This is a genomic window from Actinomadura sp. 9N407, from assembly GCF_044326315.1.
GTDB lineage: Bacteria > Actinomycetota > Actinomycetes > Streptosporangiales > Streptosporangiaceae > Spirillospora.
The window spans coordinates 21,441-47,411 of the sequence record NZ_JBIRAW010000044.1 but is presented as its reverse complement, the minus strand read 5'-3'; the positions used below and the strand labels follow the sequence as shown (position 1 = coordinate 47,411).

The following is a 25,971-nucleotide window of genomic DNA, read 5'->3' as shown; positions in this document are numbered from 1 at the left end:
GCCATCTGAGCGCCCGGTGAATGTTCGAGTTCCCCCATTCGACCATGCCCGGGGGACGCGCGGATTCGCGTACCGGGCCATCGCACCAAGGGAGCCGTCGACAGCCCGGTGAGCGGAGCTGCATACCTCTCGTTCCTTCCACGTGCGTGCACGTATCGGCGAGCCGTACGCGGAAACCGACTCCCGGGCACCGCGCGACAGCGCGCGACCGCCTGAGAAGGGATCTTCATGACCACCACCACCCCCGAACGCGCGGCGCTGCCGAAGCAGGCCGCGCGCCGCCGGACGGCGCGGGCCTCGCGGCCGGCGCAGCAGCCGGAGCAGGAGGCTCCGGCCGGCCGTCCGGAACAGCGGGCCGCCGAACCGCCGGCCGTCCCGTTCCAGGGCGTCCTCTGCGTCCAGGACAAGCACGCGTTCGTCCGGACCGAGAGCTACCTGCCCGGTTCCTCGGACGTCTACCTGACGCTCGCCCAGGTGAAGGCGAGCCACCTGCGGCCCGGCGACATCGTGGCCGGCACCGCGCGGCCGCCCCGTTCCAACCGGGAGAAGCACAGCGCGCTCGACGCGATCGAGGCCGTCAACGGCGGCAAGCCCGAGGACGCGGCCGACCGGCCGGAGTTCGGCAAGCTGACCCCGCTGTTCCCGGAGGAGCGGCTGCGGCTCGACAGCGGCGCGCTCGCGCCCCGCATCATCGATCTGGTCGCCCCCATCGGCAAGGGCCAGCGCGGCCTCATCGTCTCCCCGCCCAAGGTCGGCAAGACGATGATCCTGCAGGCGCTCGCCAACGCGATCAGCATCAACAACCCCGAATGCCACCTCATGGTCGTGCTCATCGACGAGCGCCCCGAAGAGGTCACCGACATGCAGCGTTCGGTGAACGGCGAGGTCATCCACTCGACGTTCGACCGTCCCGCCGAGGAGCACATCACGCTGGCCGAGATGGCCATCGAGCGTGCCAAGCGGCTGGTCGAGCAGGGCCGCGACGTGGTCATCCTGCTGGACTCCATCACCCGGCTGGGCCGCGCGTACAACATCGCGGCGCCGTCCAGCAGCCGGATCCTGGCGGGCGGTGTGGCGACGACCGCGCTGTACCCGCCCAAGAAGTTCTTCGGTGCCGCGCGCAACATCGAGAACGGCGGTTCGCTGACGATCCTCGCCACCGCGCTGGTGGAGACCGGGTCCCGGATGGACGACGTGTTCTTCGAGGAGTTCAAGGGCACCGGCAACATGGAGCTCAAGCTCGACCGCGGCCTGGCCGACCGGCGGACGTTCCCCGCCGTCGACATCGAGGCTTCCGGTACGCGCCGCGAGGAACTGCTCATGTCGGACGAGGAACTGAAGCTCAACTGGCGGTTGCGCCGCGCCCTGCACGGCCTCGAGCGGCAGCAGGCCGTCGAGATGCTGCTCGAGCGGATGAAGGGCACCTCCTCCAACGCCGAGTTCCTGCTCAAGGTCCAGCAGACGACCTGAGTCTCACCATCACCGTCGCGCCGGCGCGCGGAACGACCCCCTCGGGACATTTAGACGACGTGAGCCGTCAAAGCATCGTTGCCATTGTGCCGATGCGCGCGATATCCCTCTCGGGACGACGAGTAGGCGGCCTCCAGTGCCGCCGCCGTGCCGGGGAGCCGATATGTACATGCGTGGCTCGATGACCTATCGGTAAGGCCGCGGTCGTTCAGAGCAGCGTCGCCACCGGGCCGATGTACGGGCGGGGATCGTCCAGCATCAGGCCGATACGTACGGGCCACGGCTTGGGCAGCAGCCGGCGGCGCCAGGGCGGGGAACGGGGATCGCCCGGAGGATCGGGCGGGCGTCCCGCCTCGCGCAGCAGCCGGGCCGCCTCGGCGGCGCGCAGCCGCTCGCCGGGATCCTGGCGCAGCAGGCCCTCGATCACCGGGGCCAGCCGGCCGGCACGGACGGGCGGATCGTACTCCCCCAGCAGAACGGCCACCATCGACGCCAGCGCATGGCAGCGCAGGAACGGCGACACGCCCTCGACCGCCGCGTAGATCGTGGCCCCCAGCGACCACAGGTCCGATTCCTGGCGGCCGGGCTCGCCGCGGACGCGTTCGGGCGAGAGGTACGCGGGCGAGCCCTCGATGCCGGCGATGAGCGTCTCCTCCGGTTCCTGGGCCTGGTCCATGTGCACGGCCAGGCCGAAGTCGGTGAGCAGGATCCGGCCGTCGTTGCAGAGCAGCACGTTGCTGGGCTTGACGTCGCGGTGCAGGATCCCGGCGTCGTGCGCGGCGGTCAGCACGGACAGGACGGATTGCCCGATGCGCGCGGCGCGTTCGACGCGGAGCGGTCCGTCCTCGGCGATCTCCTGGTGCAGCGAACGGGCGCGCAGCAACTCCATGACGATCCAGGGCCGCCCGTCCTCGATGACCACGTCGTGCACGTCGACCACGCCGGGATGGCGCAGCGCCGCGGTGGCGCGCGCCTCCTCGATGAGCCTGCGGCACAGGAGCCGGCGTTCGCCGCGCGTGCGCCGGTCGGGGAGGCGGACCTCCTTGACCGCCACGTCGCGGGCGAGCATGTCGTCGTGGGCCCGCCAGACGGTTCCCATGCCGCCGCGGCCGACCACCGAGAGCAGGTGATACCGCTCCGCCAGCGGAATCAGCCGATCTCTCCCCATGAGGTGGTTATGCGCGCGAACCACCCCAAGGCATGCTCGGGGACACCAAATGGATTCTTGACCGTGCCGGGAGGGTTACCGGGATCTGGCGATCCGGGCAGACTCTGGGGGGTGACAGGCTCTGGAGGGTTACGAGGCGAAGACCGCCTTGGCCCACTTGTAGTCGGACTTGCCCACGGCCGTGCGCTGGACCTCGTCCACGATCTGGATCTCGCGCGGCAGCTTGTAGCCGGCCAGCCGCCCGCGGCAGTGGTCGGTGAGGTCCTCCAGCGTGAGGCTCGCACCGGGACGGAGCGCGACGACCGCGGCGACGCGCTGTCCGAAACGCTCGTCCGGCAGCCCGATCACGACGACGTCGTACACGTCCGGGTGGTCCTTGAGGGCCACCTCGACCTCTTCGGGATAGACCTTCTCGCCGCCGGTGTTGATCATCAGGGAGCCGCGGCCGAGCAGCGTGATCGTGCCGTCCTCCTCCAGCGCCGCGAAGTCGCCGGGGACCGACCAGCGGACGCCGTCGGCGTCGGTGTAGAACGTGGTCGCGGTCTTCGCCGGGTCGTTGTAGTAGCCGATCGGGATGTGACCGCTGCGCGCGAGCTTGCCGACCTCGCCGGGCCGTACGACCTTGAGGTCGTCGTCCAGGACGGTGATGCCCGGCTTCATCATGAAGCGCGCGGTGCCCTCCCTGGAGTCGATCGAGGGGCCGCAGGTGCCTGTTTCGGACGCACCGTAATTGTCGAGGAACATGATGGCGGGCAGGTGCTTCTTGAGCCCGGCCTTGGCTCCCTCGGTCAGCGGCGCGCCACCCGACGCGATCGCGAACAGCGACGACATGTCGTACTCGCCGGAGGCCAGTTCCTTGGCGACCGGGCGGGCCATGACGTCACCGACCAGCATCATGACGTTGGCCTGCTCCTCCACCATGATCCTCAGCGCCTTGGCCGCGTCGAACCCGTGGTCGGTGTACAGGACGACCTTGGCGCCGCTGAACAGCCCCATGAACGCCACCCACTGGCCGGCCCCGTGCATGACGGGCGCGCAGTCCAGCACGCACATCGGCGCGGCGTCGGCGTTCACGGCGATGGCCTCGGGGCTCTCGATCGGGTCGCCCAGGACGTTCCCGCCGCCGAGCGCGGCGAAGAAGATGTCCTCGCAGCGCCATTCGACGCCCTTGGGATAGCCGGTCGTACCGCCGGTGTACATGATGTAGCGGTCGTCGCTGGAACGCTTCGGGAAGTCGTCGCCGGACGAGGCCGCTGCCAGCGCCTTCTCGTACTCGACGCCGCCGGGGATGTCGGCCTGGGCACCGTCCTCCAGGACGACCACGTGCCGCAGCTTCGGCAGGTCCGCCCGGACCTCCTCGACCTTCTCCAGCAGTGACCGTTCACCGATCAGCGCCACCGAGTCGGAGTCGGACAGCACGTGGTGCAGCTCGGCGGCCACGTACCGGAAGTTCACCGGGATCGGGACGGCCCGGATCTTGAAGACGCCGAGGATGCTCTCCAGCCACTCGGCCCGGTTGTAGGCCAGGATCGCCACGTGCTCGCCCGGCTCGACGCCCGCGGCGGCGAGGTGGTGGCCGACACGGCTCGCGCGCTCGTTCAGCTCGCGGTACGTGCGGCGCTCCTCCCCGGCGACCAGGGCCGGGCGGTCCGGACCGGCGGCGGCCAGGATTTCGAGCAGGTCGGCCAGGTTGTAGCTTCGCGCCATGCCACGTCCTCAGGTACGGGGGTGGAGGTTCCCCCGATCATCCCGGCCGGAGCGCGGCGGCTCAATCCTTGCTGACAGATCGTCCAATGAGATCGGTCACACGGCCCGGCCGGTGAGTGATCGGTCACAACCCTGTGAACCGACCCTACCCAACGGAGGGCGTTTCGTCCGACAAATCCCCTGATCAGGCGACTTGTGACTCGCAAACCCCCGGAAAGGCGTCTGCCGTTTCCGGCCACGGCCCGGCGTTCTTACACGGCTCTTATCTGGGTACCGGCATGCTTGGCCGTAACGATTTCGTATCAGACGGGGGTAGCGGTGAGCGCAGGCGCGATGGCGTGGACGCCTCCGACATGGGAAGAGATCGTCAGCGAGCACTCCACCAGGGTGTTCCGGCTGGCGTACCGCCTGACCGGCAACCGGCACGACGCCGAAGACCTGACCCAGGACGTCTTCGTGCGGGTCTTCCGGTCCTTGTCCTCTTACACACCCGGCACGTTCGAAGGCTGGCTGCATCGGATCACCACCAACCTGTTCCTTGACCGCGCCCGCCGCAAGCAGCGCATCCGGTTCGACTCGCTGGGCGACGACGCCGCCGACCGCCTGCAGGGCCGCGAACCGACGCCCGCGCAGCTGTACGACGACCGGCATCTCGACGCCGACATCCAGAAGGCCCTGGACGAGCTGGCACCCGAGTACCGCGCCGCCGTCGTGCTGTGCGACATCGAGGGCCTGACGTACGAGGAGATCGGCGCCACCCTCGGCGTCAAGCTCGGTACCGTCCGCAGCCGCATCCACCGCGGCCGCGCGCAACTCCGCGCCGCCCTGGAACACCGCCGCCCGGTGGACGCCGCCATCACTCTCTGACTCCGACCGCCCCGCCCGACGACCCGGCCACCCGGCGCGCGCCCCGACTACGCGGCCGAGGGTGGCGCCGCCTGGAGGCGTGGCCCCGGCGCACGCGACGGCCTGCCCGGCCTCGACCCCGGACTCGATGGGCGGGATTCGCTGTGATGACCATCACACGTGACTGGCCGGTAACTTGTGCCCTACTCTCGCGGCGTGGACATCGACTTCGAGCGCCGCGGCGACGGACCGCCGCTGGTGCTGCTGCACGGGATCGGACATCGCCGCCAGGGCTGGACGCCCGTCATGGACCGGCTGGCGGCCGAGCGCGATGTCATCGCCGTCGACCTGCCCGGGTTCGGTGCCTCCGCGCCACTGCCGCCCGGTACTCCCTACACGGTCGACGCCACCATCAAGGTCCTGGAGCGGCTCTTCACGGACCTCGGGATCGAGCGCCCGCACATCGCGGGGAACTCGCTCGGCGGGCTGTTCTCGCTGGTAGCCGCCGACCGCGGCCTGGTGAGCTCGGCCACCGTCTTCTCGCCGGCCGGCTTCTTCACCGCACGCGAGCTGACCTGGGCCGCCACGGTCCTGCGCGCCTCCCGGCTGGCCGCCGGCGTACCCGAGCAGTTCATGGCCCGGCTGGCCGCCAACCCCAAGCTCCGGATGGCCATGTTCGGCATGATCTACGGCCGTCCCGACCGGCTGGACTGGGCGGACCTGGCCGGCGACACCCGGGCCCTGCGCGGTGCCGTGGGCTTCGAGCCGACGCTGCGGGCCGGACGGAACGTACGGTTCCGCGGCTCCTGCGCCGACGTACCGGTGACCATCGCCTGGGGCACCAGGGACCGCCTGCTCCGTTCGAGCCAGGCCATCCGCGCCCAGCGCGCGCTGCCCAACGCTCGTTTCGTGTGGCTGGAGGGATGCGGTCACGTTCCGATGGGCGACGACCCCGAACTGGTGGCCAGGATCCTCCTCGAAGGCAGCGCCGAGACCGGCGCCCAGGCCGCGGAGACCAAGGCCAGCGCCTAGCGGCATCAGCGCCCAACGTGCCTGCACCGGACCACCGGAACCAGGGTCGGCGCCCACATTTGACAAGTGCTTGAATCCTCAACTAACCTGGCGCAGGTCTGGTTGTTGAAACTTCAAGCACTTGGAGACACCATGAGCATCGCCACCGCCGCTCCCGGCCTGACCGCCGGCACCTGGAACATCGACCCCGGGCACTCCGAGATCACGTTCACGATCCGGCACCTGATGACCAAGGTACGGGGCAGCTTCACCGAGTTCTCCGGCGCCGTGCAGATCGCCGAGGACGTCGCCGCCTCGACCGCCGTCGCCGAGATCACGATGGCCTCGCTGGACACCCGCAACGCCGACCGCGACGCCCACGTCCGCACGGCCGACGTGCTGGACGTCGAGAACCACCCCACCATGAGCTTCGCCACCAAGGGCGTCCGCGCCGAGGGCGGCGGCCACTTCCTGGACGGTGAGCTGACCATCAAGGGCGTCTCCCGCCCGATCAGCCTCGAGGTCGAGTTCAACGGCGTCGGCGACGACCCGTGGGGCGGCTTCCGCGCCGGTTTCTCCGCCTCCACCACGATCAACCGCAAGGACTGGGGCATCGAGTTCAACGTCCCGCTGAAGGGCGACAAGGCCCTGCTCGGCGACAAGGTCGACATCCAGCTCGAGATCCAGGCCGTCCGCGCCTGACACCTCCAGACCCCACGCGATGCCGAAGGGCCGCCCACCGACCAGGTGGGCGGCCCTTCGGCTTTCCCGTCCGGGACTGTGACGGTCCGCGGGCGTCCGGGCTCGCTGCGCGCCCTGTGGATGCGTACGGCGGAACCCGGCCACGCAGGCGGAACACACGCACATCCGATCACTCCCGTACCGCGAGGCCACCTCTCTGTGACCGCGGCAGCAGGCCGATGCATCCTCCGCTGTGTTGCCGTCCAGGCCTGCCGCACATAAAGATGATGACAAAGAGTAGTCAAACAAGCACAGAGAGGAGCCGTTCATGCGTCGGCTCGTGATCACGCTCGCCGCCCTTGCAGCAGGCCTGCTGCTGCCGGCCGGCGTCGCCCAGGCCGCCGTCCACTCGGCGAACGGCCTGGCCCCCCAGACCGTGACCACCCAGACCGGCGACGGCTGGGACGACGACGATGAGTGCGACGGCTGGTTCGACGAGTTCTTCGGCAACTGCGACGACGACTGGGACGAGGGAGGCCCGGACATCGAGGTCCTCAACGAGTTGCTGTAACCCCGCCACTTCCTGAGCTCAGCCAGGCGGCCGAAGCGCGATCGGCCGCCTGGCTTCGGCGTCGGCCGCATCAGCGTCGTTCCACCTCGCCGTCGGCCGCAGGCCGGCGAGCGCCGCAGAGGTCGGAGGCCCAGCGGGGTGAGGTCACGGAGGGGTGGTGGGGAGGGTCAGGGCGAAGCGGGCGCCTTGGGGGTGGTCTTCTATGGTCAGGGTGCCGCCGTGGGCGTGCGCTATCTCGCGGGCTATGGCCAGGCCCAGTCCGGTGCCGCCGGCGCCCCGGCTGCGGGCGGAGTCGAGGCGGGTGAAGCGCTGGAAGACGCGTTCGCGGTCGGCTTCGGGGATGCCGGTGCCGTCGTCGGTGACGGTCAGGCGGGCGCCGGTGCCGTTCTGGGAGACCGCTATCTCCACCTTGCCGCCCGCGTAGCGCTCGGCGTTGTCCAGGAGGTTGCCCAAAAGGCGGACCAGCTGCATGCGGACGCCCCGTACGAGAACGCCTTCGGACAGGCGGGTGTCGATCGCCAGGCGGGACGTCCGGCGCTGGATCTCGGCCTCGGCCAGCGCGCCCAGGTCGATGTCCTCCTCGGCGCCGGTGGAGCCGGTGCCGATGCGGGCCAGCAGGAGCAGATCGGTGACGATCGACTCCAGTCGGTCGGTGTCGCGCAGCGCCGAGTGGACCGTCCGCTCCAGGTCGGTGTCCTCGGGGTGCATCGAGGCGTCTTCGAGGTTGGCGCGCAGGCCCGCGATGGGCGTCCGCAGTTCGTGCGAGGCATCGGAGGCGAACTGGCGCTGGCGGGCGACGGCGCCTTCCAGCCGGTCCAGCGTGGCGTTGGCGGTACGGGCCAGCTGGGCGATCTCGTCCTCACCGGGAGGCTCGGGGACGCGGCGGCTCAGGTCGCTGGCGCTGATCTCGGCGAGCTGGGCGCGGATCTGCTCGACCGGGCGGAGCGTACGGCCGACGATCTGCCAGGTGATCCAGGCGACCAGGGCCGACAGCAGCAGCACCGTGACGGCGAGGAGGGCTTCCAGCAGCCCGGTCACCAGGATGGCGGGCATCGGCTTGCCCGCGTACACCACGACGGAGTCGGGGGCCGTGGTGGTACGGATGACCTCGACGGCCATGCACCGGCCGCCGGGGCCCCGGCCGTCGCACTCGACCAGGTCCTGGATGCGCTTGTCGCGGGACGGCCACAGGGTGCTCAGCGGGGGGCGGCCGGCGGCCGCGGGGGTCGCGCCGAGGACCTCGCCGCCCGGCCCCACCACCTGGATCAGTATCCGGCCGCGGGAGTCGTCGGGGATGACCGGGCCCCGGAGCGAGCCGTCCCGGACGTTGGCGCTGACCCGGCGGGCGGCGAGCTGGGTGTCCTCCAGCAGGCGGGCGCCGACGGCGGCGCGGACGGCGAGATCGACGCCGACGGCGATGCCGCCGAAGACCAGCGCGGCCAGCACCGCCGCGATCAGGGTGTCCCGTGCCCGGATCGACCGTGGTCGAAGCCGCATCGATCGTCCTCCTCGACGGACAGGTCGTGCTGAAGAGAATGAGGGGGGTCAGAGCGCAGGTGGGCGCTCGTGGCTCATGGCGCACCGTGTCATGACGCGCGGTGCGGCACCAAACTTACCCGCAGGTAATAAATAGGGTGCCGGGTTCATGCTGGTCATCCGGCATCGGACGGTCCGAAACCGGCCTGGGGGTTTCGCCGCCCGGCAGGAGGACATCCGTCCCATATGGGCAGAGATGTGACCCCCATCGCCATCAGTGGCGAGGACCGGCGCCGGTACCGGGAGAAGGTACGGCGCTGTCTGGACGTGCTCGCCCGGATGCTGGGCGAGTCGCAGTTCGATTTCGAGCGCCCGCACATCGGCCTGGAGATCGAGCTCAACCTGATCGACGCCATGGGCGATCCGCTGATGCGCAACGCGGACGTGCTCAAGGCGATCGCGGATCCGGCCTGGGCCACCGAGCTGGGCCAGTTCAATCTGGAGATCAACATCCCGCCCCGGGAGCTGGGCGGCGCCGGCACGGGCGAGCTGGAGGCGGAGATCCGCGACCATCTCAACCTGGCCGACGCGCGAGCCCGCGAGGTCGGGGCCCATCTGGTGATGATCGGCATCCTGCCCACGCTGCGCAGGGGCGACATCGGCGAGGAGTCGCTGTCGGCCAACGCCCGCTACAAGATGCTGAACGACCAGATCTTCGCGGCGCGCGGCGAGGAGATGAAGATCGCGGTGGACGGGCCCGAGCCGCTGCGGATGCACGCCGACACGATCCTGCCCGAGGCCGCCTGCACCAGCGTGCAGTTCCATCTGCAGGTCAGTCCCCATCACTTCGGGGACTACTGGAACGCCGCGCAGGCGATCGCCGGACCGCAGGTGGCGCTGGCCGCCAACTCCCCGTACCTGTTCGGGCACCGGCTCTGGCACGAGACCCGCATCCCGCTGTTCGAGCAGGCCACCGACACCCGGCCGGACGAGCTGAAGTCGCAGGGCGTACGGCCCCGGGTGTGGTTCGGCGAACGCTGGATCACCTCGGTGTTCGACCTTTTCGAGGAGAACACCCGGTACTTCCCGTCGCTGCTGCCGCTGTGCGACGACGAGGACCCGGTCGAGGAGCTGGAACGGGGCCGGATCCCGGAGCTGGGCGAGCTGAGCCTGCACAACGGAACGGTCTACCGCTGGAACCGTCCCATCTACGCCGTCGTGAACGGGCGGCCGCACCTGCGCGTGGAGAACCGCGTCCTGCCGGCAGGCCCGACGGTCGCCGATGTGGTGGCGAACGGCGCGTTCTACTACGGTCTCGTGCGCATGCTGGCCGAGGAGGACCGCCCGGTGTGGACGCGCATGTCGTTCGCGACCGCGGCCGAGAATCTGCACCGTTCCGCCAAGGACGGCCTAGGCGCCGTCTTGTACTGGCCAGGGATCGGTGAGGTCCCCGCCGCCGAACTGGTGCAGCGGACGCTCCTGCCCCTGGCGCACGAAGGCCTGGACCGCTGGGACGTCGATCCGGCCCGCCGCGACCGGCTGCTCGGCATCATCGAGCGCCGCTGCGCCACCGGGCAGACCGGCGCCGCCTGGCAGATCCAGACGGTCGAGGCGATCGAGGAGTCGTTCGGTACGGAACGGCACGAGGCGCTGCGGCTGATGACCCAGAGTTACACCCGCCAGATGCATTCCAACGAACCCGTACACACCTGGCCGATCGGCCCCTGACCTGGACACCGGCCTGGGTCTTGAACCGAGCCTGAGCCGGATCCTGAGCCGGGCGCCAGGAGCCGGGCTTCGAACTGAGCCTTGAGCCGGGCTCTTCACATAATCCGCACATATGCCTCGTACAGTCGGCTCGTGCAACGCATTCTGGTGGTGGAGGACGAGCCGACGATCGCGCGGGCGGTGGCGGACCGGCTGGCGGCCGAGGGCTTCGCGGTCGAGATCGCCGCCGATGGGCCCTCCGCGGTGGAACGGGCGCGCTCGTACGACCCGGAACTGATCGTGCTCGACGTCATGCTCCCCGGCTTCGACGGCCTCGAGGTCTGCCGGCGCGTCCAGGCGGAACGGCCCGTACCGGTCCTGATGCTCACCGCGCGCGACGACGAGACCGACATGCTCGTGGGCCTCGGTGTGGGCGCCGACGACTACATCACCAAGCCGTTCAGCATGCGGGAACTGGCCGCGCGCGTACGAGCCGTACTGCGCCGGGTGGAGCGTTCCGCCGCGCTGCCGGAGACGATGCTGCGGGTGGGGCCGCTGGAGATCGACCACGCCTCGCGGCGGGTACGGCGGGACGGCACCGAGGTGCATCTGACGCCGACCGAGTTCGAGTTGCTCGGCTGCCTGGCGCGCAACCGGGGGACGGTGCTGACCCGTGCCGTACTGCTCGAACAGGTGTGGGACTGGGCCGGCGCCTCGGGCACCCGGGCCGTGGACACCCACGTCAAGGCGCTGCGGCGCAAGCTGGGCTCCGACCTGATCCGTACGGTGCACGGCGTCGGCTACAGCCTGGAGGTACGAGCGTGACCGAACGGCCTCGCCCCGTCGGCCCGACCCGCCCGGTTGCCGAAACCGGCCCTGACCCCCGAACCCGCCCAGCGGCCAAGGCCCGTCCTGTTATCCACAGGGTGTGGATAAAGTTGCCGAGGCCACTCGATCCGCTGCGTTCGATCAAGGTGAAGTTCGGGATCGTGGCGGCGGTGATGGCCTGCACGGCCATCCTCATGGTGCTGTGGGGGTACGTCCTGGACTTCCGGGCCCGGCAGACGCTTCCGGTCGCGGTGCTCGGGTCGCTGGTCGTGGCGCAGCTGCTCGCGCACGGGATGACGGCGCCACTGCGGGAGATGACCGCCGCCGCGAAAGCGATGGCGCGCGGCGACTACAGCCGCCGCGTACGGGCCACATCACGGGACGAAGTGGGCGAGCTGGCACACGCGTTCAACCGGATGGCGACCGACCTGGCCGAGGTGGAACGGCAGCGCCGGGAGTTCGTGGCGAACGTGTCGCACGAGCTGCGGACGCCGATCAGCGCGCTGCGGGCCGTCCTGGAGAACGTGGCGGACGGCGTCACCCCGGCGACCCCGCAGGTACTGGAGTCGGCGCTCGAGCAGACCGAACGGCTCGGCCGGCTGATCACCCAGCTGCTGGACCTGTCGCGGGTGGACGCCGGCGCGGCACGGCTGGACGTCAGCGAGATCGATGTCGCGGCGTTCATCGGCGATGTCACGGCCGAGGCGGGCGCGGGCCGTCCCGGCTGCGAGATCCGGGCCGACGTGATCCCCGGCCTGCACGCGGTCGCCGATCGCGACCGGCTGCACCAGGTGGTGGCGAACCTCCTGGACAACGCGGTCCGGCACAGCCCGCCCGGCGCTCCGGTCACGGTGACCGCGCGCCCGTCCGACGAGGGACTCGTCCTGGAGGTCGCCGACGAGGGCCCCGGCATACCGCCGAGCGAGCGGGCCCGGGTCTTCGAGCGCTTCTCCATGGGGACGGCCACGCAGGCCGCCCGGATCGGTACACCGGGCGGCGGTACGGGCCTCGGGCTCGCCATCGCCCGGTGGGCGGTCGATCTGCACGACGGCGACATCCGCGTACTGAACACGGTCCGGGGCTGCCGGATCCGCGTGACGATCCCGAGAAGACCGTCCACCGAGGCGGACGATCTCCCACAGCCCTGACGCGGCCCCGGGAGGCCGGCCTCCCGTACGACCGGCTCAGCGCCCGGCTCAGCGGCGGAAGGTCACCACCTCGGCCGAGTCGCCGACGGCCTCGCGGGCCGTGGGCAGGACGCGCTCGCCGGCCTGGTCGGTGAGCAGGGCGCGGGCCCGCAGCACGATCTCCAGGTCGAACCGCAGGTCCGGGTCCATCAGCTGGTCGCCGAACAGCTCCTCCAGCTGCCGCAACCGGTAGCGCACGGTCTGCGGGTGCACGTGCAACCGCAGCGCCACCTCGTTGGCGTTGCGGCCGGACTGCAGCCAGGCCAGCAGCGTCTCGGCCAGCCGGTCCTGCTGGCCGGCCCGCAGGTGGCCCAGCGGGGCCAGCCGCAGCTCGGCCAGCGAGGTGATCAGGTCCTCGTCCTGGAACAGGATGAGCGTGGACATGTGCTCGACGCTGCGGATCACTCCGGAGGTGGCCTCGATCACGCCGCGTTCGACCAGGCCGAGGGTCTTGCGGGCCCACTGGATCGAACGGGCCGCCTCCGCGACCGGCACGGTCGGCCCGACGACCGCCAGGCAGCCGCTCAGGGAGCGGTCCACCACGTTGGCCCGGCCGGGGCCGTCCGGGTCGGGGATGATGAGGCTGGGCGTACGGCGGGTGAGGTCGACGAGCACGTCGGGTGGGAACGCGGGCTGCCGGGCGCGCGCGCCCCGGTGGTCACGGCCCAGCGCCACCGCGGCGACCGTACGGGGCACCGGCCACTGCGCCGCCGCGGCCAGATCGGCGATCGCCTCGGAACCGACCGGCGGATCGGCGAACAGCAGGTCCAGCAGCCGCTTGCGGCGGCGCTGCATCTCCCCGGCCACCGCGGCCTTGGCCTGCGCGAAGCCCTCGGCGGCGGCCGAGGCCAGCTCGTCCTGGAACTGCATCATGATCTCGCCGACCGCGCCCAGCGTGCGCGGTGACACCTCGAGCACCATGGCGCCCTCGGTGATCCGCCGCCAGGAGACCATCCCGCCGACCCGGATCGCGGTCTGCACCGCGTCCAGGCTGCGCCCCTCGCCCGCCTCGCCGCGCCCGATCGCGCGGAAGAAGTCGGTCACCGGGCCGGAGTCCTGGCCGGCGTCGCCGACCCGGTCGACGAAGTAGTGCAGTACGCGTTCGACGGCCTGCCGCATGGTGCCGGAGTACGCGCCGTCGCTCGGCCGGTCATACTCGCTGACCCGCGTCCTGATCTCCTGGATCATGTCGTCCGCCACCTCGTCGAGGTGCGGCCGCATGTGATCGGCGAGCTCCCGTGGCAGGTCGTTCCAGGGCCGCCCGTATGGACCGGCGCCGTCTTCGGCCACGCGTTCCTCCCCTCCCCGGCTCCCTCCCGCGTTGTCGCAGGTCGGACACGCGGGGTAATTGCTCACTTATGCGGCTTATGTGGTGAAAATCATGTCCCCTTAGAGCGCTGGACGCAAAGTCCAGTTGGAGATTCGACCAGATTCGGACTGCCCGGATGCAGGGATGTCACACCGGACGCCCCTGGCCCGTCCTGAGGGTGAGTGCGACATTGGAAGGCGCACCACCGATGCGAAGGGTGGTCCGGACAAGGCCACCCGTGTGGGAGGTCCACGTGGCCACACACCAGGACGGCGGCCGGCGTCCGCCGAAGGCTCTGGCCGGCGCCGGCAAGGCGATCGACGACCGGTTCGGCTCCGCCGGCTTCGCCCGCAAGGCTATCCGAAAAGCCTTCCCCGACCACTGGAGCTTCCTGCTGGGCGAGATCGCGATGTACTCGTTCGTGATCATCCTGCTCACCGGGGTGTTCCTCACCCTCTTCTTCAAACCCAGCATGGCCGAGGTCATCTACGACGGCCCGTACGAGCCCCTCCAGGGCCTGAAGATGAGCGAGGCGTACGCCTCCACCCTGCACATCACCTTCGAGGTGCGCGGCGGCCTGCTGATGCGGCAGATCCATCACTGGTCGACGATCATCTTCATGGCGGCGATCACCATCCACCTCCTGCGCAACTTCTTCACCGGAGCGTTCCGCAAGCCGCGCGAGCTCAACTGGCTCATCGGCATCGTGCTGTTCATGCTCGTGATGCTGAACGGGCTGTTCGGCTACTCCCTCCCCGACGACCTGCTGTCGGGCACGGGCCTGCGGATCCTGGAGGGCGTGCTGCTGTCGCTCCCCCTCATCGGTACGTACGCGCAGATGTTCCTGTTCGGCGGGGAGTTCCCGGGCGACCTGATCATCCCCCGGCTCTACGTCATCCACATCCTGCTGATCCCCGGCATCCTGCTGGCGCTGATCCCGCTGCACGCCGTCATCCTGACCTGGCGGCAGACCCACACCCAGTTCCCCGGCAAGGGCAGCGGCAACCGGACCGTGTACGGCTACCAGTTCTTCCCGGTCTTCATCGCCAAGACCACCGCGTTCTTCCTCTGGGTCTTCGGCGTCACCGCCCTGCTGGCGGCGTTCTTCCAGATCAACCCCATCTGGCTGTTCGGCCCCTACGACCCGGGCGCGATCAGTTCCGGCTCCCAGCCCGACTGGTACATGGGCTGGCTGGAGGGCTCGCTGCGGATCATGCCCGCCTGGGAGATCAGCGCGTGGGGCCACACCCTGCCGATGAACGTGATCGTCCCAGCGCTGGTCGTCCCCGGCGTGCTGTTCACCGGCCTGGCCGCCTACCCGTTCCTGGAACGCTGGATCACCGGCGACAGGGAGATCCACCATCTCCTCGACCGCCCCCGCGACGTTCCCGCCCGTACCGGCATCGGCATGGGCGGCGTCGTCTTCTACGGCGTCCTGTGGGCCGCCGGCGGCAACGACGTCATCGCCTTCACGTTCAACATCCCGCTGTTCTGGACGACCTGGTTCTTCCGCGCGGCCATCATCCTCGGGCCAGTACTCGCGTACGTCATCGCGTACCGCGTCTGCCTGGGCCTCCAGCGCCGCGACGCCGGCCTCATCGAGCACGGCCTGGAAACGGGCGTCATCGTCCAATCCCCGGACGGCGAATTCACCGAGGTCGAACGTCCCCTCTCCGCCGAGGACGCCGCCCCGATCACCGACCCCCGCCCGCCCGCCGCCATAGCCCTGGCCCGCCCGTCCCGCGAAGGCGTCGACGCCCCCGAATCCCGTACCCGCCTAGGCAAGGCCCGCCTGGTCCTCAACCGCCGCTTCATGGCCGACCTGGCCGACCGCCCCCACCCCCACAACGGCCACGAAGACCAGAAATCCATCGACCCCTGAACGAACCACTCCATCATTCATTCGGATGCCGAAGACAGGGCGACGAGAAGATCACCGTGACCCGCGGCCGCCCCGCCGGCCCGAGAATCCCGCCGATCTTCCCGCCGTACCCTCGAACCGGTGCCTCGACCATCAGTTCCGGCCCACCGCCCGAGCCGCTTTCCGGCTCGTACACCCGCCATCCACCGGCGGCGAGACGAGCGCCCAGCTCCGCCAAGAACGAAGCGAACCGAATGGGCGCGGCGATGTCGGCATAACCGATGTACATCATGTTGTACGGGCTGTAGTCGACGTACCACGGATCCAGGTAGGGATTTCCGCCTGACGAGGCATACGTGGCCGATACGCTGCGCGACTCGGCCACGTGGTCGCAAGGCTGGGGACTCACATCACCGGGCGCGCGGCTCAACTCACCTCTCCCGGCGAGACCGGCGCCGATGGCCGACACGAACTCCGTGACCCGTTCGGCCGCGGTCCTCGGATGCTCCATCCGCATGGCCATCACTCTCCGCTGCGCCGATCAAGCATTGGGATGCCGATAGCAGCCGCTCTCCACGTCCACGTACACGCTCACACCGGACGGGCGTTCAGGAAAATCATAGGCGTGCAACCTCACGTCACCCTTGCGCCCCTGAATGCCGCCCAAGACCCCATTCTTGGAACGCAGTTCCGTCACCTCCCAGCCACCGACGAGGCGTAGGTGACGCTGCAAGCCCTGATAGATGGGTCGAGCCTTATCGTGCGATTCCACCTTCAAGCCCACACTCGCCCTGAATCTGAAGGGACTGTGCACCACCTTCCAGCGGTCGCCCTCCAGTGGAGCGATCTTCACCGACTCCTCCGAATCTTCACCGCAATATTCATGGTAGGTCCCGGATGCGCCCACCGTGGGGCCGTTGATCCCCCTGGCGACTTCACCACGAAGACGCTCGACCGCATCGCCCACAGGCTGTGGATCTCTCGGCCGTACTCCTGACCACGGGCCGCCACAGGCACACAGACAGCAACTGAAGGCAGCCAGGACAATGCCCCTACTGATCAGAGAAGTCGCTGCCACCATGTTTCCTTGCTCTCTTGCGGTCCGCCCTGCCCATAGCGTATTGGATCATTCGAAAGGTCACCGTCGGCGTGAGTGCCCGCGATGACTCGAGCCTGCTGTTCCAGACTGAGCGAGGGCCTGCCGAAGGTATATCGATCATCCGCGGGATGGCGTGGGTCAGCGTGGTCGACTCTGGGTTTGTCCTTCCAGTAGTCGCTGTGGCCTTGGCCGTCAGTGGCAAGGCGTTGGGCGCCGAAGTCCTCGTCCGACGGCGCGTTCGGCGGCCCGGGAAAGTATCCACCGCCATGCCCCAGGCGGCCTAGCGAAATCGCTTCTCCGCGAGCCTCCTGGACCCATACATGGTCAGAGCCGATCCCCAGATCCGCAGCCTTTTCGACCCGCATACCGGGACTGCCGGCCACGACGATGTCGTCAACGGACAGCCGATCGACCTCGTGACGGGCGGCCTCTCCGATGACCGTAGAACCGTAACTGTGGCCGACCGCCGTCATGTGAGCTCCGCCATTGCCGGCTTCGGACTGCGTTTCGCGGATTCCGTCGACGAAGTCGTTCAGCTTTGCGCCGCCGGCATCCGCGTAGTTTCCGAACGGAGCATCCTTGACCATGTCGTCCGGGGTGTCGTATCCCAGCCACGCGACCGTGGAAACCGATCCGTCTGTGAACATCCCGGTCGCCTCATTGAGATTGAAGGCACGGTTGAGAACGCCACCGAGCTTGTCGATATTGTCCGCCGTTCCAGGCACATACACAGCACTGTGCTTGGCCGTATCGGGGTTTCCGAAGGCAACGATCGCGCGGCCGTCAGAACCCTGGCCATCACGGAGTTCCGCCGGATCCATGGTGGTGATGTCCAAGCCGAGGACGTACATGTCCTTACCTTTGGCCTCGTAGGCGGAGATGGCTTTATCAAGGTCGGTCAGGCGTTTGAGATCTCTCTGTTCGGCCTTACTCAGATAGTCTTCTTTCGCCTGAAGTTCCGCGATCCGAGTGTTCACATGAGTCCTGTTGGCCTCATCACGGTCTTCGGAGGGAATACCGTTCAGCCATCCGATCTTCTCTGGAAACGCGTTCATCAGCAGGTGCCGCTGCTCTTCCGGGAGGCCCTTCCACCAGGACGCGATCGCGCTGGGATCCTTAGCGTTCACCGGTGGAACGTTCGATGCCTCGAAGCCCGCCATCTTCGCCGCCAGTAGGGCGTCCTTATGGACGCCGGCCTGCGGATTCTTGCTGTCGAGGACGTTGGGGCCGAGGTCGCGAAGCGTGTGGGCGATCTGGGTATCGGCCTCAGTCGCCTCCTTGATGGCGAGCTCGAACCGTCCCTGGATCCTGCGAGCCGCCTGCTGAAGCTCCTGCCAACTGGAGTACCGGGGCGGAAGGGCGTCCGGGAAGGAGATGGAGCCGTCGTCGCCGACCCTCAGGTACTCGCTCTGGGCGGAGCTGATCGCGAACGTGAGTTTGAGCTGGGCCCTCTTGAACCTGCGCTGCCCCGTATTGATCACACTCGCGATCGCGGCGGCCTCGGCTGCGGCGACCCTGATGCGGGTCTTCGCGGGAACGAGCGTGCGCAGCGCGGCCTGCGCGTCCTGTCCCTGCCACCCGGAGCCACGTATCCCTTGGAGGAACTTGCCGTTGTAGGCGTCCTCAGCCTGCTCGAGGCGTTCCACGGTCTTCCGCCAGCCTCGCCAGGCGGCATCGAGGTCATCGAGTTTCGCGTCGCGCAACTGGGCGAAGGACACCATCGTCAGCGTGCCCCCGTGCGGATCCTGGAGACCCTTTGTTTGATCTCGTCTTCAGCCCACCTGTTGTTGTCGACACACTTGCGAACCGCGTCGCCGTAGTAGTCGACTTCATCCGCGAGCCGTTTCAGCGCGCAAGACCAGGCGGTCACCGTCTGGTTCAGCGCCGCGGCCGTGGCCCAGCCGCGGCCGAGTGCGGCGGCGGCCCTGTCCGTATCAGCGGGAAACGCCCGTGCTCCGGCGTGAACATGACCCTCCACCTCGACGGTCGACTTCGCGGCATTGCGGAGGGGCGTTCGGCTCATGGCCGCCACGCCTGTCCCGCCGCCTCCCGCTTTTCCGGGCGTAGGTGACGGCGCCGGGGAAGGTCCTGGAGGCGACGAGGGCTGTGGCGGTGGGGTTCCGGGTAGAAGGGGCAGGCCAGGTGCCGGCGCAGAAGGCTGCCTCTGGTTGAGATCAGGATTCAGCAGCCGCTCAAGGTCGTCTTGGCCCATGCTTCCGACCGTCCATCCCGGTAGCGCGAAATCGACGAATATGATGGCGGAGAGTTAATGCATGAGTCAAACACGCCATGGGGATATAAAAGCCCCAAGGCCGCACAAGTATCAGAATCCCGTATCACACATTATCGATCATCGGCTTTATGGCGAGGCCGACAATGAGGTTTGGGAAATCCCAAAAGCGGCACCGAAGGTGCGTGCGCCGACCAGGCAGATGGGGTGATCGGCCCCGACTCCCGGCCTGACCGGCGCCTGGGCTGGCTAGAGTGCTGCGGATCCCGCCTGTCTGGAGGTTGCCCGGTATGGACGAGCCCCCCGGTATGGACGAGCCAGAAGCCCTCGCGGCCGGAATGACGGTCAGTGTCCGCAGCCGCCACGACGTGGTCGTGGTGGACCCCGACCGTTTCCTCGCCGCTGCGCGGCAGGCCTTCCGCGAGTTGAACCCAGAGGTGACCGAAGATGAGGCGGCTCGGACGATCGTGGACCTCTACGATGCCGCGCACGCTCTCCTCGAACGCCACGGCCGTCTCGGGCCGATCCAGCCCGCACCCAGCGTGGGCAGCGGCGCCCGGTCGCCGGGGGAACGCGTCCTGGACGCTCCAGACGGGCTCTCGCCGGCCGGTGAGATCTTCCAGGTCGTCCTCAACGAAGCGATGCCTTTGCAGGATCACGGATGCTTTCTGCCCGAAGACCCGTTCGCCCTGCCGAGGAAACAATCCGGTTCGTGAACATTGCGTGGCGGCACATTGAACGATCTTGACGAGGCGATGCCCGGCCTCTTTTGCGACAGGCGGCTTCGTCGCTGGTCAGGGCCCGCTTTTCAGATACCACTCGGTCTCTTTTGACGCGACATCTGACGGCGAGTCGCCCGGACATCGAAAAAGTTTACGCCACCGCGAAGAGTGTCCGAATCCGGTCACGCCTGCTCTATTTCATTACGTTCCACTTGTGCCGCAATAGGACGTCGCTAGGCTGCGGGCTCATCCTTCTCGTCCGTCCCAACGGTTCTCGTACGGCGAGCGCATCCCATGTCCGCCGCGCCGATGCGCGGCTCCCCCGCCATGGCACAGGCACGCCTCGTACCAGCCGCGAACACGGACAGCCCCGAACAGAGGAAAAAGGAATGCGCGCAACTCGTCTGGCCGCGACAGGACTCGCCGCGGGGGCCATGGTCCTCGGGATGGCGGCACCCGCACTCGCGGCCACGCCCAAGCCGGTCACCCCAGGTGCGTTCTGCTCGCCTGTCGGTGCGACGGGCAAGACCGAAGCCGGCAAGGCCATGGTGTGCTTGAAGAAGGCCGGAGAGGAGCAGGCCCGCTGGCGCGCTGCCGAGCCCGGCGGCGGCACCCCCGACCCCACCCCGACGCCGACGCCGACGCCGACGTTCAAGTTCGGGAACGACAAGGTGCACCTGTCCACCAGCCGCGTCGTTCCCGGCGGTACGACGACCTTCACGGTGACCTGCCCGAGCACGGTGAGCATCACGAGCAACGGCTACACCCGCAACCCGCTGGCGGTGACGAAGGCGGGCAAGAACCGCTGGACCGCCACGGGCAAGTTCCGCAGCAGCCTGCCCAACCCGACGACCGCCACGGTGGTCTGCAAGGGCTACGGCTCGGTGAAGCTCAGCACCAGCCCCGAAAAGGGCGACAACATGACCCCCAAGCAGCCGAAGCTCCCCACCGGGCGGATCGACACCGGTGACGGCAGCATGAGCGAGGGCTCGGCGTCGGCGCTGCCGGCGGCCGGTCTGAGCGCCCTCCTGGCCGCGGGGCTCGGCGCCGTCGCGCTGCGTCGCAGGACCGTGCGGGGGCGGTCGTAAGTTGCCCGGGATCACAGCATCCGCCACCGGTCGCCGCGTCGTCGGCGCGGCGACCGGCGCGCTCCTCACCGGACTGCTGCTCGGCGGCTGCGGAGGTGGTGAGGCCACCGTCAAGGGCACGCCGAAGCCGGCGGCGACCGGCACCACCGCGGCCGTGGCGGCCGTCACGCCGCTGTCCGAGTCCCTGCCGACGAAGATCACCATCTCCAAGATCGGTGTGTCGGCCCCGGTGGGGCAGATCGGGCTGCGGCCCGACGGGCGCATCGAGGAGCCGCCGCTGAGCCGGCCCAACCTGACCGGTTGGTACAAGGAGGGCGTCACGCCGGGCGAGGTGGGCCCGTCGGTCCTGCTCGGGCATGTCGACGCCAAGGGCAAGGCGGCGGTCTTCTACCGGCTGAAGGAGCTGAAGTCCGGCGACAAGATCCAGGTGAGCCGCCAGGACGGTTCTACCGCCACGTTCGCCGTGGAAGGGGCGCAGCGCGTGGACAAGAACGCCTTCCCGCACAAGAAGGTCTTCGGCGAGACGCTGGATCACGCGTCACTCCGGCTCGTCACCTGCGGCGGAGCCTTCGACCCCGCATCCGGCCACTACAAGGACAATCTGATCATCTACGCCCGGCTGGTCAGTTCCTGATCGTCGCCGGTCAGTTGCCGATCCGTCCGAACCCGCCGCCGGTCCGTGGCCCCGACCACGGACCGGCGGCGCCGGATCGGTCGGCGGCCGCCTGCCGTCTCCCGTGGTCGTCAATATGATCGTTCGGTGCTCAGACCTGACTATCCGCTCGAATCGGCTCGGTTGGTACTCCGCCCCTACACCCTCGGCGATTTCGACGTTCTGTACGACCTGCACTCCCGGCCTGAGGTGACGCGCTACCTCCTCTTCGACGTCCGCGATCGTGGTCAGGTGCGGGAATCGCTGCAGGCGAAGATCCAGGCGGCGACGCTGGACGAAGAGGGCGGCAACCTGAACCTGGTGGTGGCCCTGCGGGAGACCGGCGCGATGGTCGGCGACGTCGTGCTCTTCTGGAGGAGTCGAGAGCACCGGCAGGGCGAGATCGGCTACGTCTTCCATCCGGACCATGGCGGTAAGGGGTACGCCACGGAGGCGGCCGAGGTGATGCTGCGCCTGGGGTTCGAGGAACTCGGGCTCCACCGCATCGTCGGGCGTATCGACGCCCGCAACGCCGCGTCCGCGCGAGTTCTGGAACGTCTCGGGATGCGCCGCGAAGCCCACCTCAAGCACAACGAGATCATCAAAGGCGAGTGGGTGGACGGGGTCGTCTACGCAATGCTCGAGGACGAGTGGCGAGCGCGCTGAAGAACGAAACGCCGCCGCCCTCCCACCGTGCCGCCCGCCCCCGTTGACTCGTGGCGTGTTCGCCTCTGAGCCAGGCGTTTTCAGGCGAACACGCCACGAGTCAACACCGCTGGCACGCCGGTGAACGCATGTGGACACTGCACTGGAGCCCGTACTAGAGGAGACCGTCGATACGGCGCGTTCAGGTGGTCGCGGAGGCGACGTCAAGTTTGGACAGGGCGACGTCAACGTGACGCTTGACGTGACGTCGCATTGACGTCATAGTTACGGCATGGATCTGATGCCGTACGTGGAGAACCTGCGCCGCCAGCTCGCCGTCGCCGCCGAGGCGGGCGGGCCGGATGCCCGTGCGCTGGCCGAGCGCCTCAGCAGCGCCCTGGAAGCGGCCACGCGGCTCACCCTGCTGGAAGCGCTGTCGGCCGCGGCGGACGAGATCACCAGCGATCTCGCACCGGGTTCGGTCGATGTGCGGCTGCGCGGCGGGGACCCGGAGTTCGTGGTGACGCCGCCGCAGACCGCGCCGTCCCCCGGAGGCGCGGACGGCGGCAGGGCTGGCGGCGGGGCGGAGACCGCGCTGCCTGCCGGGACGTCGCCCGCCGGGGCGCCGCCTGCCGGACTGCCGTCCGTCGAGGACGGCGGCACTGCGCGCATGACCCTGCGGTTGCCCGAGCACCTCAAGGTGCGTGTGGAGGAGGCGGCCGGCCTGCAGGGGATCTCGGTCAACGCCTGGCTGGTCCGCGCCATCTCCGGCGCGTTCGAGCCGGGCGCCGGGGTTCGTGCCACCGACCGGCAGCAGCCCCAGAGCGGCCGTAGTTACACCGGCTGGGTGCGCTAGCCCCGCTCGGCCCCATCCCTCGTCACCCGCATCGCCCGGCCCCGAGGCCTGGATGTTCCACCGACCCATGAGGAGGGCTCCGCCATGCCTGCTTTCGACACTCCCGAACCGATCACCGCCGACATCGACATCTTCATCGGCCAGGTCCGCATGCACGCCGGCGACCGCGCCGACACGGTGGTGGAGGTACGTCCCAGCGACCCGTCCAACGAGGTGAGCGTGCAGGCCGCCGAGCAGACGATCGTCGAACTCTCCGGCGGACGGCTGCTGGTCAGGGGCCCCAAGCCCAAGGCCCTGGGGTACCTGCGGAACTGGCGCGGCTCCATCGAGGTGACCGTCGACCTGCCAGCCGGATCCCGCGTCGAGGCCAAGGGTGCCGCGGAGTTCATCGCCACCGGCTCGCTCGGCGAGACCGTCCTGCACAGCTCGAACGGCGACCTGCGCCTGGAGGAGACCGGCGCGCTGGAAGCCAAGGCCTCCAACGGCGAGGTCTGGGTGGACCGGGTGACCGGATCCGCCGAGGTGACCGCCTCCACCGGGGCGATCCGGATCGGGGCGATCAACGGCCGCGGCACGGTGAAGAACTCCACCGGTGACATCATCCTCGGCACGGCGACCGGCGACCTGCAGGTGAAGACCGGTACCGGGAGCGTCACCGTCGGCAGCACGTCGGCCGGCCTCAGCGTCAAGTCCGCGCACGGCCGGGTCCGGATCGGCGCGGCGGTGAGCGGCACCGTCCACCTGGAAGGCGGCCACGGCAAGGTCGCCATCGGTATCCCCGAGGGCACGGCCGCCCGGCTGAACCTGCACTCCAAGAACGGCGTGGTGCGCAACACCCTGACCGCCGCCGAAGGTCCCGAGGCCACCGACGCGGTCGTCGAGGTGCACGCGCACACCAACTGGGGCGACATCGACGTCCACCGGTCCTGACCCCGAACACCCCCAGACACCGGCCCCCCGAACACCGGCCCCGGACACCGGCAAGGAGACCCTCATGAGCGACGCGATCACAGCCCAAGGACTGGTCAAGAGATACGGCGAGGTGACCGCCCTGGACGAGCTGAGCTTCTCCGTCCCGCAAGGCACGGTGCTCGCCCTGCTCGGCCCCAACGGCGCAGGAAAGACCACGACGGTACGGGTCCTGACCACGCTGCTGCACCCCGACGGCGGCCGGGCCACCGTCGCCGGATGCGACGTCGTACGGGACGCCCGGCGGCTGCGCGCGCACATCGGCGTCTCCGGCCAGTACGCCGCGGTCGACGAGCACCTGACCGGCGCCGAGAACCTGGAGATGGTCGGGCGCCTCTACCACCTGGGCGCCAAGCGCAGTAAGGCCCGCGCCCGCGAGCTGATCGAACGCTTCGATCTCACCGACGCCGCCGACCGTCCGGTGAAGGGCTACTCCGGTGGCATGCGCCGCCGCATCGACCTGGCCGGGGCGCTGGTCGCCGACCCGCCGGTGCTGTTCCTGGACGAACCCACCACAGGCTTGGACCCCCGCGCCCGTACGGCGCTGTGGGACACCATCTCCGAACTCGTCGCGGCCGGCAGCACGCTGCTGCTGACCACCCAGTACATGGAGGAGGCCGACCGCCTCGCCGACCAGATCATGGTGGTCGACCAGGGCCGCGCCATCGCCCGCGGCACCGCCGACGAGCTCAAGGACCGGGTCGGCGGCAACCGCATCGAGCTGACCGTGTCCGACGCCGCCGAACTGGAGACCGCCCGGCAGGCACTCGCCTGGGTCGCCGTCGGCGCCATGCGGACCGTGCCGGAGTCGCTCCAGATCACCGTTCCGGTCACCGACGGCCCCGAGTCGCTCCGCCACATCCTCGGCCGGCTGGCCGACAGCGGGGTCCGGGTACGGGACGCCGGGCTGCGGCGGCCGACCCTCGACGACGTCTACCTCACCCTGACCGGGCACAAGGCGTCCGGCACCGAGCCGCAGGCCCAGGAGGCCGTCCGATGAACGCGCTCACCATGCCCGTCGCCGACGGCTGGACCATCGCCAAGCGCAACACCCTGAAGATCAGGCGGTCGCCGGACCTGCTCGGTGCCGCGGTCATGTTCCCGATCGTGTTCGTGCTGATGTTCGCCTACGTCTTCGGCAGCGTCATCGAGATCCCGGGGATGTCCTACAAGGAGTTCCTGATCCCGGGCATCTTCGTCCAGGCCGTGATCATCAGCGCGCAGACCACCGGCTACACGCTGACCCTGGACCTGCAGAAGGGCATCTTCGACCGGTTCCGCTCGCTGCCCATGGCCCCGTCCGGCGTGCTGATCGGCCAGACCGTCAGCGATCTGCTGATGAACCTCGCCAGCCTGGTGGTGATGGCGGGAATGGGACTGATCGTCGGCTGGCGCGTGCACACTTCGCCTCTTGAGGCCGTCCTCGGCTTCGGGCTGCTGCTGCTGTTCGCCTACGCGTTCTCCTGGTTCACCGCGACCGTCGCGCTGGCCCTGCGCACCCCGGAGAGCTTCAACAACATCGCCACCATGGTCTCCTTCCCGGTGATGTTCATCTCCAACGCCTTCCTCGACAGCTCCAAGCTGCCCACGCCGCTGCGCGTCATCGCCGAGTGGAACCCCGTCTCGGCCTTCACCCAGGCCGCACGCGAACTCTTCGGCAACACCAGCAGCGCGATGAAGACCTCCGACGCGTGGCCCCTCCAGCACGCCATCCCGGCGTCACTGCTCTGGGTCGCCATCATCCTGATCGTGTTCGTCCCGCTGGCGACCCGCCTCTACAAGAAGGCAGTCAGCTCCTGAACCACCGGCGCGACGCAAGGCGTCCCCTGGCGATCCACGCCGGAGGGACGCCTTCTGCGCGTCGGCGATGACCCGCCCCGCATCCGGC

The 25,971-nt window shown here is 69.2% G+C and carries 24 protein-coding genes and 1 pseudogene; 17 read left to right on the top strand and 8 right to left on the bottom strand.

Annotation, left to right across the window (positions count from 1 at the left end):
* Positions 1 to 264: 264 nt before the first annotated feature.
* Positions 265 to 1,470, top strand: a pseudogene (gene rho, locus ACH34Q_RS42220) (transcription termination factor Rho); the annotation flags it as partial.
* A 208-nt stretch (positions 1,471 to 1,678) separates the two neighbouring features.
* Here rho and ACH34Q_RS42215 read toward each other — a convergent pair.
* Both ACH34Q_RS42215 and ACH34Q_RS42210 read right to left on the bottom strand, forming a co-directional pair.
* The gene (locus ACH34Q_RS42215) at positions 1,679 to 2,638 is read right to left on the bottom strand and encodes a serine/threonine-protein kinase (protein ID WP_395988843.1); all 960 of its coding nucleotides are present in this window, start codon (positions 2,636 to 2,638) and stop codon (positions 1,679 to 1,681) included.
* A gap of 129 nt (positions 2,639 to 2,767) precedes the next feature.
* Positions 2,768 to 4,345 carry an acyl-CoA synthetase gene (locus tag ACH34Q_RS42210; RefSeq protein WP_395988842.1) on the bottom strand — a complete coding sequence of 526 codons (1,578 nt, stop codon included), beginning with the start codon at positions 4,343 to 4,345 and terminating at the stop codon, positions 2,768 to 2,770.
* Positions 4,346 to 4,678: 333 nt separating this feature from the next.
* On the opposite strand from ACH34Q_RS42210, the gene sigE reads away from it, so the two are divergent.
* The 4 genes from sigE (at position 4,679) to ACH34Q_RS42190 (ending at position 7,454) form a co-directional block, all read left to right on the top strand.
* Entirely contained in the window at positions 4,679 to 5,212 is a 534-nt protein-coding gene (gene sigE, locus ACH34Q_RS42205) for an RNA polymerase sigma factor SigE (RefSeq protein WP_395988873.1), read from the top strand.
* 195 nt (positions 5,213 to 5,407) lie between these two features.
* On the top strand, positions 5,408 to 6,223 hold the full coding sequence (locus tag ACH34Q_RS42200; protein WP_395988841.1) for an alpha/beta fold hydrolase: 816 nt from the start codon (positions 5,408 to 5,410) through the stop codon (positions 6,221 to 6,223).
* 132 nt (positions 6,224 to 6,355) lie between these two features.
* Positions 6,356 to 6,904, top strand: a complete 549-nt coding sequence (locus ACH34Q_RS42195; protein ID WP_395988840.1) for a YceI family protein — start codon at positions 6,356 to 6,358, stop codon at positions 6,902 to 6,904.
* 307 nt (positions 6,905 to 7,211) lie between these two features.
* Complete coding sequence (locus tag ACH34Q_RS42190; RefSeq protein WP_395988839.1) at positions 7,212 to 7,454, top strand: hypothetical protein; 243 nt, start codon at positions 7,212 to 7,214, stop codon at positions 7,452 to 7,454.
* A 144-nt stretch (positions 7,455 to 7,598) separates the two neighbouring features.
* On the opposite strand, the gene ACH34Q_RS42185 is transcribed toward ACH34Q_RS42190, so the two are convergent.
* Positions 7,599 to 8,951, bottom strand: a complete 1,353-nt coding sequence (locus ACH34Q_RS42185) for a sensor histidine kinase (protein WP_395988838.1) — start codon at positions 8,949 to 8,951, stop codon at positions 7,599 to 7,601.
* A gap of 225 nt (positions 8,952 to 9,176) precedes the next feature.
* Here ACH34Q_RS42185 and ACH34Q_RS42180 point away from each other — a divergent pair, with 225 nt between their 5' ends.
* The 3 genes from ACH34Q_RS42180 (at position 9,177) to ACH34Q_RS42170 (ending at position 12,613) form a co-directional block, all read left to right on the top strand.
* A complete protein-coding gene (locus tag ACH34Q_RS42180) occupies positions 9,177 to 10,658 on the top strand; it encodes a glutamate--cysteine ligase (protein WP_395988837.1) in 1,482 nt (493 codons plus the stop codon).
* 132 nt (positions 10,659 to 10,790) lie between these two features.
* Positions 10,791 to 11,462 (top strand): response regulator transcription factor, encoded by a 672-nt coding sequence (locus ACH34Q_RS42175; protein WP_395988836.1) that lies wholly within the window; start codon positions 10,791 to 10,793, stop codon positions 11,460 to 11,462.
* Positions 11,463 to 11,575: 113 nt separating this feature from the next.
* Positions 11,576 to 12,613: a sensor histidine kinase gene (locus ACH34Q_RS42170; RefSeq protein WP_395988835.1), complete on the top strand. Its 1,038-nt coding sequence runs from the start codon at positions 11,576 to 11,578 to the stop codon at positions 12,611 to 12,613.
* A 48-nt stretch (positions 12,614 to 12,661) separates the two neighbouring features.
* Here the strand turns inward: ACH34Q_RS42170 and ACH34Q_RS42165 are convergent, their stop codons facing one another.
* Positions 12,662 to 13,942, bottom strand: a complete 1,281-nt coding sequence (locus ACH34Q_RS42165) for a helix-turn-helix domain-containing protein (RefSeq protein WP_395988834.1) — start codon at positions 13,940 to 13,942, stop codon at positions 12,662 to 12,664.
* 272 nt (positions 13,943 to 14,214) lie between these two features.
* Between ACH34Q_RS42165 and ACH34Q_RS42160 the strand changes: the two genes are divergently transcribed.
* Positions 14,215 to 15,843: a cytochrome bc complex cytochrome b subunit gene (locus ACH34Q_RS42160; RefSeq protein ID WP_395988833.1), complete on the top strand. Its 1,629-nt coding sequence runs from the start codon at positions 14,215 to 14,217 to the stop codon at positions 15,841 to 15,843.
* Between the two features lie 13 nt (positions 15,844 to 15,856).
* Here the strand turns inward: ACH34Q_RS42160 and ACH34Q_RS42155 are convergent, their stop codons facing one another.
* The 4 genes from ACH34Q_RS42155 to ACH34Q_RS42140 all read right to left on the bottom strand — a co-directional run bounded on the left by ACH34Q_RS42155 (position 15,857) and on the right by ACH34Q_RS42140 (position 18,944).
* Positions 15,857 to 16,339: a hypothetical protein gene (locus ACH34Q_RS42155; protein ID WP_395988832.1), complete on the bottom strand. Its 483-nt coding sequence runs from the start codon at positions 16,337 to 16,339 to the stop codon at positions 15,857 to 15,859.
* Positions 16,340 to 16,363: 24 nt separating this feature from the next.
* The gene (locus ACH34Q_RS42150; RefSeq protein ID WP_395988831.1) at positions 16,364 to 16,789 is read right to left on the bottom strand and encodes a hypothetical protein; all 426 of its coding nucleotides are present in this window, start codon (positions 16,787 to 16,789) and stop codon (positions 16,364 to 16,366) included.
* 92 nt (positions 16,790 to 16,881) lie between these two features.
* Positions 16,882 to 18,639 carry an alpha/beta hydrolase gene (locus ACH34Q_RS42145; protein WP_395988830.1) on the bottom strand — a complete coding sequence of 586 codons (1,758 nt, stop codon included), beginning with the start codon at positions 18,637 to 18,639 and terminating at the stop codon, positions 16,882 to 16,884.
* Between the two features lie 5 nt (positions 18,640 to 18,644).
* A complete protein-coding gene (locus ACH34Q_RS42140; protein ID WP_395988829.1) occupies positions 18,645 to 18,944 on the bottom strand; it encodes a hypothetical protein in 300 nt (99 codons plus the stop codon).
* Positions 18,945 to 19,441: 497 nt separating this feature from the next.
* Between ACH34Q_RS42140 and ACH34Q_RS42135 the strand changes: the two genes are divergently transcribed.
* From ACH34Q_RS42135 to ACH34Q_RS42100, 8 genes are all read left to right on the top strand, one after another.
* Positions 19,442 to 19,867, top strand: coding sequence for a hypothetical protein (locus ACH34Q_RS42135; RefSeq protein ID WP_395988828.1), 426 nt, complete (start codon positions 19,442 to 19,444; stop codon positions 19,865 to 19,867).
* A gap of 395 nt (positions 19,868 to 20,262) precedes the next feature.
* Complete coding sequence (locus tag ACH34Q_RS42130; RefSeq protein ID WP_395988827.1) at positions 20,263 to 20,961, top strand: hypothetical protein; 699 nt, start codon at positions 20,263 to 20,265, stop codon at positions 20,959 to 20,961.
* 1 nt (position 20,962) lies between these two features.
* On the top strand, positions 20,963 to 21,595 hold the full coding sequence (locus tag ACH34Q_RS42125) for a class F sortase (protein ID WP_395988826.1): 633 nt from the start codon (positions 20,963 to 20,965) through the stop codon (positions 21,593 to 21,595).
* 126 nt (positions 21,596 to 21,721) lie between these two features.
* A complete protein-coding gene (locus ACH34Q_RS42120) occupies positions 21,722 to 22,279 on the top strand; it encodes a GNAT family N-acetyltransferase (RefSeq protein ID WP_395988825.1) in 558 nt (185 codons plus the stop codon).
* 271 nt (positions 22,280 to 22,550) lie between these two features.
* The gene (locus tag ACH34Q_RS42115) at positions 22,551 to 23,114 is read left to right on the top strand and encodes a toxin-antitoxin system HicB family antitoxin (protein ID WP_395988824.1); all 564 of its coding nucleotides are present in this window, start codon (positions 22,551 to 22,553) and stop codon (positions 23,112 to 23,114) included.
* Positions 23,115 to 23,198: 84 nt separating this feature from the next.
* The gene (locus ACH34Q_RS42110; RefSeq protein WP_395988823.1) at positions 23,199 to 24,044 is read left to right on the top strand and encodes a DUF4097 family beta strand repeat-containing protein; all 846 of its coding nucleotides are present in this window, start codon (positions 23,199 to 23,201) and stop codon (positions 24,042 to 24,044) included.
* Between the two features lie 64 nt (positions 24,045 to 24,108).
* Positions 24,109 to 25,083, top strand: coding sequence for an ATP-binding cassette domain-containing protein (locus tag ACH34Q_RS42105; protein WP_395988822.1), 975 nt, complete (start codon positions 24,109 to 24,111; stop codon positions 25,081 to 25,083).
* Entirely contained in the window at positions 25,080 to 25,883 is an 804-nt protein-coding gene (locus ACH34Q_RS42100; RefSeq protein ID WP_395988821.1) for an ABC transporter permease, read from the top strand. Before ACH34Q_RS42105 ends, ACH34Q_RS42100 begins: the two co-directional genes overlap by 4 nt.
* Positions 25,884 to 25,971: the final 88 nt, after the last annotated feature.

What these genes read in the sequence shown, in the direction of transcription:
- ACH34Q_RS42215 (WP_395988843.1), bottom strand. Translation starts at nt 2,638, where the DNA reads ATGGGGAGAGATCGGCTGATTCCGCTGGCGGAGCGGTATCACCTGCTC.
- ACH34Q_RS42210 (WP_395988842.1), bottom strand. Translation starts at nt 4,345, where the DNA reads ATGGCGCGAAGCTACAACCTGGCCGACCTGCTCGAAATCCTGGCCGCC.
- sigE (WP_395988873.1), top strand. Translation starts at nt 4,679, where the DNA reads ATGGCGTGGACGCCTCCGACATGGGAAGAGATCGTCAGCGAGCACTCC.
- ACH34Q_RS42195 (WP_395988840.1), top strand. Translation starts at nt 6,356, where the DNA reads ATGAGCATCGCCACCGCCGCTCCCGGCCTGACCGCCGGCACCTGGAAC.
- ACH34Q_RS42190 (WP_395988839.1), top strand. Translation starts at nt 7,212, where the DNA reads ATGCGTCGGCTCGTGATCACGCTCGCCGCCCTTGCAGCAGGCCTGCTG.
- ACH34Q_RS42185 (WP_395988838.1), bottom strand. Translation starts at nt 8,951, where the DNA reads ATGCGGCTTCGACCACGGTCGATCCGGGCACGGGACACCCTGATCGCG.
- ACH34Q_RS42180 (WP_395988837.1), top strand. Translation starts at nt 9,177, where the DNA reads ATGGGCAGAGATGTGACCCCCATCGCCATCAGTGGCGAGGACCGGCGC.
- ACH34Q_RS42155 (WP_395988832.1), bottom strand. Translation starts at nt 16,339, where the DNA reads ATGCGGATGGAGCATCCGAGGACCGCGGCCGAACGGGTCACGGAGTTC.
- ACH34Q_RS42140 (WP_395988829.1), bottom strand. Translation starts at nt 18,944, where the DNA reads ATGAGCCGAACGCCCCTCCGCAATGCCGCGAAGTCGACCGTCGAGGTG.
- ACH34Q_RS42135 (WP_395988828.1), top strand. Translation starts at nt 19,442, where the DNA reads ATGGACGAGCCCCCCGGTATGGACGAGCCAGAAGCCCTCGCGGCCGGA.
- ACH34Q_RS42130 (WP_395988827.1), top strand. Translation starts at nt 20,263, where the DNA reads ATGCGCGCAACTCGTCTGGCCGCGACAGGACTCGCCGCGGGGGCCATG.
- ACH34Q_RS42115 (WP_395988824.1), top strand. Translation starts at nt 22,551, where the DNA reads ATGGATCTGATGCCGTACGTGGAGAACCTGCGCCGCCAGCTCGCCGTC.
- ACH34Q_RS42110 (WP_395988823.1), top strand. Translation starts at nt 23,199, where the DNA reads ATGCCTGCTTTCGACACTCCCGAACCGATCACCGCCGACATCGACATC.
- ACH34Q_RS42105 (WP_395988822.1), top strand. Translation starts at nt 24,109, where the DNA reads ATGAGCGACGCGATCACAGCCCAAGGACTGGTCAAGAGATACGGCGAG.
- ACH34Q_RS42100 (WP_395988821.1), top strand. Translation starts at nt 25,080, where the DNA reads ATGAACGCGCTCACCATGCCCGTCGCCGACGGCTGGACCATCGCCAAG.